Here is a 9,983-nt window from a genome sequence, read left to right as displayed (position 1 = left end):
GCTCGGGCCACCTGTGCAATTGCACGAGCCTCTCCCATGGTTTTGATGCGCCGCCATTCGTGCGAGGGATTAGGCGTGCTTTTGCAATTGACGCACGTCAACCGAAACATGTTCGGCCACCTAACGTCACCCGCACTGTGCCGGCCCTTCACGGTGACTTCGATAAACCCGAGCGCTACTAGCTCGCGGATGGCCGGCGCGATAGCTTGGCGCTCAACCCCGTATTCCACAAACTGCTCATAGGTGACGGGCAACTTGCCGTTATCGTTGCCGCCGTGGTGCGCCAGCTCGATGCAAATGCGATCAAGTACGCGGCGGGCGGAAAGGCTCAGCACACAGTAGGCCGGGCTTTCCATCATCTCGATCAGACGAGCGTTGAATTGCCCGTCGATCTGGTTGCGCTTGCGCTTGCTCATGGCCGCCCCCGATTAACGAGCGGCCGTTGTGAATCTAGTTTGGTCTTGAACTTGGTTTCTTCGCGCATGCTCGCGCCCTCATTTTCTGAGGGCAGCGAAGACGGCGCTTGATTTTCAAGTCGTCAGTCGGCATATTGCAACTCCCAATGATGCTGCCCTATTTCCAAACCCCGTTCGGCTGGCCGGCCTGCGGGGTTTGCTCGTTTTACTGTGCGGGCCCGGTTCCGCGGTTTGTGGGTACTGAACTGTGTGGTCCCTGTTCGTTCCGATGCGCGGCGCATTTGTCCTCACAGCGGCGCATCGACCTCAATGGAATCAAAGACGTAGTGGTAACGCTTTGTTAACCACGCATTGGTCAAGGTCTGCGGGTTCTTCCGCACAGTCCTCCCACAGAGGCGAGAGCCCATGACAGCAAGCGCCGCCGCCCGCGTTGAAGCCGAACCTGCCGCCTCGCTCGCCGAACGGCAACTGCGCCTCGGCCTGGAATGCCTCAAGGCTGGCAGACTTGAACAGGCGGTTGCCGCCTTCCAGTCGGGTCTTGCCGTCGCCGCTGCGCCGGCTGAATCCAGCGAAACCATCGCCACACTGCACCAAAAGCTTGGCGAAGCCGCAGCCCTCCGTGGCGATTTCGAATTGGCTTGCCGCAACTACCAGGCGGCCTTGAGGTTGGCGCCAGATTTGACGAACTGCTGGTGCAAGTTCGCCGACCTGCACCTCCTGGCAGGGAAACATCAGCAAGCAATTGCGCTTTATCTGCAGGCGCTGAGGCTGAATTCGCGCCACTGGGCGGCGCGCGCCAATCTGGTGCAGGCGCTGATGGCAGCGCAACAATACATCGTGGCCAGGGGCCTGCTTGCCGAGCTCATCGGCGAGCGCCCGCAGGACAGCCGGCTGCGCCATCAGCTCGGCCGGGTTCATTTTGAACTGAACGAGTTTTCGCTTGCGATCGAAAGTTTTCGGCAGGCCGTCGCGCTGAACCCGCGTGATGCCGAAAGCATCAACTGGATCGGCGCGCTGAAACAGACGACGGGCGATGTCGCAGGCGCTCAAGCCGCCTATGAAGAAGCCGCAAAGCTCGAACCGCTGATCCGAAGACCCGCCGCAAGATCGCCGGCGGAATTCCGCCTTCTGGCGCTCTACGCGCCATTCGGCGGCAACACGCCGACCGAATATCTGTTCGAGGACGCCTTCTACGACACCGATACGCTCTCGATGTTTGCTTCGCGCGAGTATGACAGCGCGATGTTCGACGAGAATGTCCGACTGGTAGTCAATCTGATTTCGGATACGGATCAAACCGAGGCGCTGTTGCCGTTCGCTGCTGATCTGGTCGATCGGCTCGGCAAGCCGGTGATCAATCACCCGCGCAAGATCCAGCACACCACGCGCGACGCCGTTGCCCACCTGCTGCAGTCGATCCCCGGCTGCCGCGTTCCGAACGCCGTTCGTCACAAGGCCGGCGCCGATTGTTCCCCGGGGGCGCTGCGCGCCGCCTTTCCATTCACCGGCTCCGTCCTGGCCCGCCCGGCCGGGACCCATGGCGGCGACGATTTCGAAAAATTCGAAGACCACGCAGCGCTTGCGACGTTTCTGTCGCAACGGCCCGATCACGATCACTACCTGATCGAATATATCGACTACCGCTCGGATGACGGCTACTTCCGCAAATACCGTTTCATCTTCGTCGACGATCAGATCCTGCCCTACCACCTTTGCATCGGAGACGGCTGGAAACTTCATCACGTCTCGACCGACATGGCCCACCGGCCCTGGATGCAGCACGAAGAGGAGGCGTTTCTGAACGACCCCGCCGCGGTCTTCGGCCCCGCGCAATACCAGGCAATGGAGATCATCCGAAAGCGCGTCGGGCTCGAATATTGCGGTATCGATTGCGCGCTGGATTCTTCCGGCAATCTCGTCGTGTTCGAAGTGAATGCCTCGATGCTGGTGCATACGCGCAACGAGGGTTTTCTCTACAAGACGCCAGCCGTTCGCCGGATCAAGCTTGCCTTCGAGGCGATGCTGCGGAAATTCGCAAACTCTGGCAACGACAGGTTGAAATCAGGTTGAACTATAACCGCGTTCAAAGTGTGCTCCCTCTCCCCGCCGGGGAGAGGTGAACCGAGTTCTGCTGATAGGTTAATTCAATCCTTGGATTCCTGAACCTGCAGCATCGCCCTCAGCGTGTCTTCGCTGAGCCGTCCTTGCGGATGATGCGGCTTTTCCTCCGATCCTTCGATCGCGGGAAAGTCCGGCTTTGGGAGCACGCCGCCGGGCGAAAGGAATTGGTCAGGCGCGCTGGCTTCGCGGGTTTGCGTGGCCTCTTCCGTTTCGTCCGCGGTGCCGACATGGATACGACGTTTGGGTTTCTCGATCTTCTTCGGCTGCGGCGGAAGGTAAGCAAGCGGCGGCAGAATATGGTGTCGCGACATGAGTGGCTCCGAGTGGCCTTCAAACTCACGTAACCGGCATAAAACGAATCCCGTCGTGGAGGAAAAGCAAACCTCGGGCCAAAGAAATTTCCGTTGAATATCAACGGTCAAGTGGGTCGGCCGGCTTCGAGCACCGGCAGGCTTTGCCGACCAAAGGCGCTCCTTCCTCTACGCCAACGACTATGACTTCAAAGCCGCTAGGCGGATGTCCGTGGCCTGCGTCCTTCGATCGGATATTGCGGATCGTTGTAGCCGGGGGTTGAGGGATGGCCTGACGTGACCAGGCGATCGATCAAGGCTTCGTCCTCGGCGGTGAAACGATAATCCAGCGCGCGCACGTAATCGTCCCATTGCTCCTCGGTGCGGGGACCTGCGATGACGCCGGTGACGAAGGCGCTGTTGAGCACCCATGACACCGCGAATTGTCCGGCGCTGATGCCGCGCGCCTCGGCATGGGCGCGAATCTGTTGCGCCAGCCGGAGCGATTCCGGACGCCACTCGGTCTGCATCATGCGGGTGTCGTTGCGGCCTGCGCGCGTCTCCTTGCCGGGCGCCGAGTCGGGACGGTACTTGCCGGTCAGCACGCCGCGCGCGAGCGGACTGTAGGGAACGATGCCGAGCCCGTAATAGCCGCAGGCGGGGAAGTGCTCGACTTCCGGCATGCGGTTCATCGCATTGTAATAGGGCTGGCTGACGATCGGACGATCGATGCCGAGGTCATCGCAGATGTTGCAGATTTCACCGACGCGCCAGGCGCGGTAGTTGGAGACCCCGAAATAGCGCACCTTGCCCTGACGGATCAGTTCGCCCATCGCGCGCACGGTCTCGGCCAGCGGGGTCGAATGGTCTTCCCTGTGCAGGTAATAGATGTCGATGTAATCGGTGCCGAGCCGCTTCAGGCTTTCGTCGGCCGCCTGAAGCACCCAGCGCCGGGACAGCCCGCCGCGATTGGGATCATCGCCCATCGGGTTCGCGAGCTTGGTGGCGAGCACCCAGCCCGGCCGGTTGTTGGAAATCGCGCGGCCGACCACGACTTCCGAATTGCCGTTCGAATAGGCATCCGCCGTGTCGATGAAGTTGACGCCTGCCTCGCGCGCCTTGGCGATGATCCGTTTTGACGCCGCCTCGTCGGTCGGCCCGCCGAACATCATGGTGCCCAGGCAAATCGGCGAGATTTTCAGGCCGCTGCGGCCGAGTTGACGATATTCCACGGATCCGGTCCTTTCAGTTGTGCGGTGTCTATCAGGGCTGATACCCACGCAAGTTTGGGAAATAAAGGGAGTTTTGGCGGCCCTGGCGCTCACAATCGCGGGAAGTGCTAGCGCATGATCCGGAAAAGTGTGCAGCGGTTTTCCGAAAAGATCATGCGCAGACAATAAACTAAGAGCGCGATGGCTATTCGACCCAAAGCCATCGCAGCTTTAGCTGTCGCTTTTCAATATCTTGAACACGCCGCTTGCGGTGGCGATGCAGCGGCTGCCCGCGGTCACCTCAGTCGTGGTGAAGATGAGACTGCGGGTTGCGCGGATCACGCGCGGCTTTGACATCAGAAGTTCGCCGATCCTGGCGCTGTCGATGAAATGGGTGTCCATCTGGACCGTGGCCAGCGTGGGCTTGCCGGAGACATATCGCGCCGTCATGCCGGAAGCGCGATCGGCAAATGTCATCAACAGCCCGCCCTGCACCAGACCGCGGCGGTTGTGGTGCTTGTCCTGGGCCAGGATCGCGTATTCATGCTCGCCGCTCGCCACACGCTCCCATAGCGGGCCGACCAGGCTCAGAAACCCGCTGGTTTCAACCATCGTCCATCCGGCGGCCTTCAGTTTCTCCACAGCCAAATCTCCTGTCATGGAATGTCTTTCGTCATCGGAAGGTCTTCGGGCGGGGTGGCATTTTGGCCGGACGGCCATTTCATCAATCGCCGTCGTGCGATCGGAAATGTCAAGAGAGAGACTAAGTGAGACAGCCAGAGAAAATAGCCATGTTATGTACTTTAAGAGTTTTGGCGCCGGGTACGGAGATGCATTGTTGGGCCGGTCAGCACTGCCTGAGCCCCGCCGAGAAAAATCAGCTCGAGATCGCAACCGTGCTTTCAGGATCAACGCCGGCATCAAATGGCAGGCAGGACCGGCCGGCTCGGTTGAAAATGACCCCGTAGCCGACATCGGCCATCGAGCCCTCTGGCAGCCGGCTCCCACCTATGATCAAATCCCCCGGCGCGATTTCTAACAAGGGCGATTGAATGAGACGGCGTACGCTTATTGCCGGAATCGGTGGCGTCGTAACAACCATGCCATGGACGTGGTTCGCGCGGGCACAGCGGTCAGTCCCAAAGGTCGGTTTTATGAGCAGCAGGGGTGCAGACGACTCGATGCACCTCGTGGCGGCTTTCCGTGAAGGAATGAGCGCGAACGGTTTCATCGAAGGGCAAAACGTTGTAATCGAATATCGGTGGGCAAAGGGCCAATACGATCGCCTGCCTGCTCTGGCAGCGGAGCTTGCGAGTGATCATTTGTCAGTGCTGGTTACTACGGGGGGCGAACCGTCGGTGCTGGCTGCCAAACAAGCGGCGCCGACCACTCCGATTATATTTACTACGGAGACCCCGTCAAAAGTGGCTTGGTGCAAAGCCTGAGCCGGCCCGGCGGAAACATGACCGGGGTCAGCCTGCTGACGACAGCGCCTGAGGCAAAACGGCTCGGGATCCTGCATGAGCTACTACCATCCGCCTCAACTATCGGCGCACTGATTGATCCAAATTACCAACAAGCGGACGATCAAGCGCGAGAAGTTTTAGAGGCGGGTCAAAGGATCGGCAAACAAGTCGAACTGGCATATGCAGGAAGCGATGACGAACTCGAACGAGCATTTTCATCGTTGGTCGAGCGCAAGGTTGCGGCTCTGCTTGTTACCTCCGACCCATTTTTTGACACCCGCCACGATCGCATCATCGAATTAGCGGCACGCTTCAAGTTGCCGGCAATCTATCAATTCGGCGAGTATGCGAGGGCCGGGGGGCTAATGAGTTACGGGATCAACCTTGCTGATGGATATCGCCAGGTCGGAGTTTACGCTGCGAAGGTCTTAAAGGGCACGCATCCAGCCGATCTCCCGATCTACCAGTCTATCAAATTCGAATTTGTCCTGAATTTACGGACTGCGCAGACACTCGGCATTCAGGTGCCGCCGACGCTTTCAGCGCGTGCCGATGAGGTGATCGAATAGCTGTCGGTCAAGGTCTTCGCGGGCGGGGTGGCATTTTGGCCGGGCGGCTATTTTAGGCGGGTTCCCTGGGGTAAATGACTCCGTCTTTCCCTCTTGCGGCCTTAGTCATAACAGGATCGGGGAGCCTGCTGGCGGAATCAGAGACGATCGAAAGGGAGCATCCATGGATCCCACGACGGACGACAAGCAAAGACGCGATGCCTTCTCGCGCGCCGACGAACAGCTCGCGCAAGCTTATGCACAAATCAAGAGCGCGGATGAACAGATCGCGCAGATGGAGGCACAGTTGTCCAGACAGCGTGAGGCCCCACGTTCACCCCAGCGGTCGCGGAACAGGCCGTGGCTGCGCGGCATCCTGGGCTTGCTCCTCGCAGGATACATCGTTGCCGCTGCTCTCGTTTCGCAATCATCCTATGGTGATGTGCTTGCGCAATCGGCGCCGCAGCTCGTTTCAGCCTTAACATTGCCGCTGGAAAAACTGATGCTCTTCACGCAACCAAATCCGTCGTCTGTTCAGTTCACGGCAGCGGAGACGCCGACAGCCGTCCCGGTGCCCGCCGAGCCGGCAAAGTCACTCCAGACGATGGCGCGCGATCTCGACAATATGGAACGAGAGATCGAGCAGCTCAAGGTTAGTCAGCAACAATTGGCCAGCGACAATGCAAAGGCCATAGAGCAGATTAAGGCGAGCCAGGAACAAGCGGCCCGCGACATTGCGAGGAACGCCGAACTCCTCAGAGCGAGTCAGGAACTGGTGGCACAACTTTTCGCCAGCACTTCTCAGCAAAATCTGCGGCCCAAGACGTCGGCGCCGCCGGCACAGGCCGCCATTGGCACGCGCAAGCCCGTGCCAAACCCTGCGTCATCGCATGCTAACGCACAACCGCAGGCCCCAACGCGCGCGCAGCCCGAAGCAAGGCAGTAGATCGCGGCGTCTGATCCATGATGTCCGAGCGCCAGGACGGGCCGACAGTTGAAAAAGACCCTTTTCGGACTTCGGCCGTTCGCCGACTGACTCGCGCCAGACCTCATTTCCGACTGCCTTAAAGTGTGCTGGTTTGAATTGCTGCCTCCTGAGCCTCGGCGAGCGGCATGAGGCGCCGCGAGTTCATCAACGTGATTGCTGGCGGAGCGGTCGTATGGCCGCTGCCGCACGCGCGCAGCAGTCCGCGATGCCAGTAGTCGGGTTCCTTGGCGCGCCGGCGCCTGGCAACGTTGCCAAGGAACTCGCAAGGCGGCGTTATGTTAACCAATGCGACGCTAAATTTTCACCGTCGTCAGTGCAATCCATTATGCTTCGTCAGTGCAATCCATTATGCTGGCGAAGTTGGCTCTCGATGAGGATGCGGATTATGAGAGGGCTTTTCGGAACTGCATTTCTGCTAATTTCGACGGCCTGCTTCGCAGCGGACTACATTCCGCCCGGAGAGTTGGGTGAAACGCCGCCCGGCTATGGCGGGCCTGCTTATGGTCCACCCGCTTATGGTGGACCTGTCTATGGCGGACCCGGGTATGATGCGCCCGCTTATGATGCACCTGTGTATGGTGGACCTGTCTATGGTGGACCTGTCTATGGCAGACCCGCTTACGGTGCACCTGTCTATGGCGGACCCGTGTATGGTGCACCTGTCTATGGTGGACCCGTGTATGGTGGACCCGTGTATCGCGGACCCATCTATAGTGGACCGGCGTATGGCGCACCCGTTTATCGTGGACCCGTCTATGGCGGACCCGTCTATGGTGTAATGCCGCCTTACTAACCCTCGGTGCTGAAGGAAATTGAACGAATCGGCCGAGGCTGGATATCGCAGCGTTACTCCCGGTTCTGGCCCATAGCAGGCATGGGACGATTGCGACTCCCGCGCACACACCTTGTCCGGCGTAGCTCGGTACAGCCGTAGTTCCCTCTGGGCAAATAAAGCTAAAATCAAGAATTTGGGAAGGTCATCTAAAGACCGGCTCAAAGCGCGCCTGGCCGGATTTGAGTGATAAGACGGATTCGAGTGATATTTGGTTGTCGTGAAACAGCGAGATTTTTCATGGCGATTGCCGGCGGCGCGACGGCGTGGCCCCTGGCTGCGCATGCGATGGCCGGCGAATCTCTGTTGTAGGTAGACCCATCGGCGCACCCTCGGAACGACGAAGTTGACTCAACTCCAACATCGGCAAGCGATGCGACAGGCGCCGAACTCGTTGGTGTGAAGCGGTTCACATTCGGATAGCGCGTCTCGACCTATAAGGCGCAAGCCGGTTGAGGCAGGCTTCATTTTAGCAACCCGGCAGTGAACGATGTTACCAGCGAGTTCCATTTTTTTGCGCAAAGTAGTTGTGCACCCCTGATACTTCTGTTTTCGGTATGAGTGAAATTCCAGATTTTATATCCGGCAAAACTGAGCCACCCCGCGAGACGTCACCGCGCCGTCTGGTGGCGATTGTCGCTGGCGATATCGCTGGCTACGGCTGCTTGATGGAACTCGATGAAGAACGAACGCACGGTCGCGTCAAGCGGATCGAGCGCGATCTCATCAAGCCGAGCATTGCCGAGCACCATGGAAGGCTCGTCAAAACCAACGGCGACGGTTTTATCGCGATTTTCGACAGTCCTGTCGAAGCCGTGCGATGCAGTATCGTCATTCAACAGAACATCGTCGGACGCAGCAACGCCGCGCTGCCGAAGCATCATTGGATCGAGTATCGGATTGGCGTCGATCTTGGCGACGTTATCATCGAAGCTAATGAAATTTACGGTGATGGCGTCGACGTTGCTTCGCGCCTGAAGAACATTGCCGATCCCGGCCTGGTCTATATCTCGGGCGGCATATACGAGCAGATCAAGAATAAACTTTTTTGTGGATATGAGTTTCTCGGTGATCGCGAAGTAGGGACCATCACCGATCCGGTGAGGGTCTATCGGGTGCTTCCGGACCCGGCTGCTTTCAACATAACTCGCAAGCGCCGCGAGAAAATCCCGCTGTTTTTGCTGAGCCTCGCCTTGCTGATGATCTCAGGTGGCGCGCTCTGGTATCTGCTTTGGCAACCGCATGACCAGACGCAGGGTCGCGTGTCGATCTCGGGTTCGCCACAGATGCCAAACGCGCTGCACGGTCCGTCCGTTCGCTCGGTGACGCCAATCACTGCGCAGCAATCGGCGGCGTCGGCTCCGGAGCCGGAAATGAACGCGATTCCCGGTGGAAGTGTCACCATGGGCAGCAATGATGAGATCACGGAAAGGCCGGCCCACCAGGTAACGGTCAAGCCTTTCTCGATGAGTAAATATCCCATCACCGTCCGCGAGTGGAACCAATGCGCAGATGCGAAGCTATGCCCGCTTCGGGCCAACGGAAAGGATGATGCGCCTGTCACCAATGTAAGCTGGTCCGATGCCAAACAGTTTGTGGCGTGGCTTGCGGCGACGACGGGCAAGCAGTACCGGCTCCCGAGCGAAGTGGAATGGGAATATGCCGCGCGCGGTGGCACTCAAACCAAATACTGGTGGGGTGACCAGATGCAAACCGGCATGGCAAATTGCAATAATTGCAGCGAGGTCGCGGCCGCAGAGCAGCCGGTCAAGGTTGGCAGCTTCAAGCCAAATCCATTTGGCCTGTATGATATGGGCGGCGGGATCGATCAGTGGGTCGAGGATTGCTGGCACAAGAACTATCAGGGCGCCCCGTCCGATGGTTCAGCCTGGGTCGAGGCCGACTGCGTGGCGCATGTCATTCGGTCGGGGTCCTGGAGGAATGACGCGCGTTATGTACGGCCCGCAAACCGTGACAGCTACGATACGAACGTTCGATATCCGACACACGGACTCCGGGTCGTTCTCTCCCCGTAAAGAGCCGGCAGAGCATGTCAACAAAGCTCGTCCGGCTTTGGTTGCGGGTCTCTCTTGAGAGTCGCGCCTGCCCGC

8 protein-coding genes and 1 pseudogene are annotated in these 9,983 nt (G+C 59.0%); 5 read left to right on the top strand and 4 right to left on the bottom strand.

From position 1 onward, the window contains the following. Positions 1-416 (bottom strand): annotated as a pseudogene (locus VNX23_RS23155) (hypothetical protein); the annotation flags it as partial. A gap of 405 nt (positions 417-821) precedes the next feature. On the opposite strand from VNX23_RS23155, the gene VNX23_RS23150 reads away from it, so the two are divergent. Beyond that, the gene (locus VNX23_RS23150; protein WP_325633898.1) at positions 822-2,486 is read left to right on the top strand and encodes a tetratricopeptide repeat protein; all 1,665 of its coding nucleotides are present in this window, start codon (positions 822-824) and stop codon (positions 2,484-2,486) included. Positions 2,487-2,560: 74 nt separating this feature from the next. On the opposite strand, the gene VNX23_RS23145 is transcribed toward VNX23_RS23150, so the two are convergent. The 3 genes from VNX23_RS23145 to VNX23_RS23135 form a co-directional block, all read right to left on the bottom strand. Continuing rightward, entirely contained in the window at positions 2,561-2,848 is a 288-nt protein-coding gene (locus VNX23_RS23145) for a hypothetical protein (protein WP_325633897.1), read from the bottom strand. Between the two features lie 197 nt (positions 2,849-3,045). Beyond that, positions 3,046-4,059, bottom strand: coding sequence for an aldo/keto reductase (locus VNX23_RS23140; RefSeq protein WP_325633896.1), 1,014 nt, complete (start codon positions 4,057-4,059; stop codon positions 3,046-3,048). 210 nt (positions 4,060-4,269) lie between these two features. Further along, entirely contained in the window at positions 4,270-4,698 is a 429-nt protein-coding gene (locus VNX23_RS23135) for a PaaI family thioesterase (RefSeq protein WP_325633895.1), read from the bottom strand. Between the two features lie 739 nt (positions 4,699-5,437). On the opposite strand from VNX23_RS23135, the gene VNX23_RS23130 reads away from it, so the two are divergent. The 4 genes from VNX23_RS23130 (at position 5,438) to VNX23_RS23115 (ending at position 9,908) form a co-directional block, all read left to right on the top strand. Continuing rightward, a complete protein-coding gene (locus tag VNX23_RS23130; protein ID WP_325633901.1) occupies positions 5,438-6,073 on the top strand; it encodes an ABC transporter substrate-binding protein in 636 nt (211 codons plus the stop codon). 163 nt (positions 6,074-6,236) lie between these two features. Continuing rightward, positions 6,237-6,998: a hypothetical protein gene (locus VNX23_RS23125; protein ID WP_325633894.1), complete on the top strand. Its 762-nt coding sequence runs from the start codon at positions 6,237-6,239 to the stop codon at positions 6,996-6,998. A 427-nt stretch (positions 6,999-7,425) separates the two neighbouring features. Further along, a complete protein-coding gene (locus VNX23_RS23120) occupies positions 7,426-7,833 on the top strand; it encodes a hypothetical protein (RefSeq protein ID WP_325633893.1) in 408 nt (135 codons plus the stop codon). Positions 7,834-8,429: 596 nt separating this feature from the next. Next, positions 8,430-9,908, top strand: a complete 1,479-nt coding sequence (locus tag VNX23_RS23115) for an SUMF1/EgtB/PvdO family nonheme iron enzyme (protein ID WP_325633892.1) — start codon at positions 8,430-8,432, stop codon at positions 9,906-9,908. Positions 9,909-9,983 lie beyond the last annotated feature (75 nt).

The organism is Bradyrhizobium sp., from assembly GCF_035570375.1.
Lineage (GTDB): Bacteria > Pseudomonadota > Alphaproteobacteria > Rhizobiales > Xanthobacteraceae > Bradyrhizobium.
Note: the sequence above shows the minus strand (reverse complement) of the source record. Positions and strands in the feature narration are given on the sequence as shown.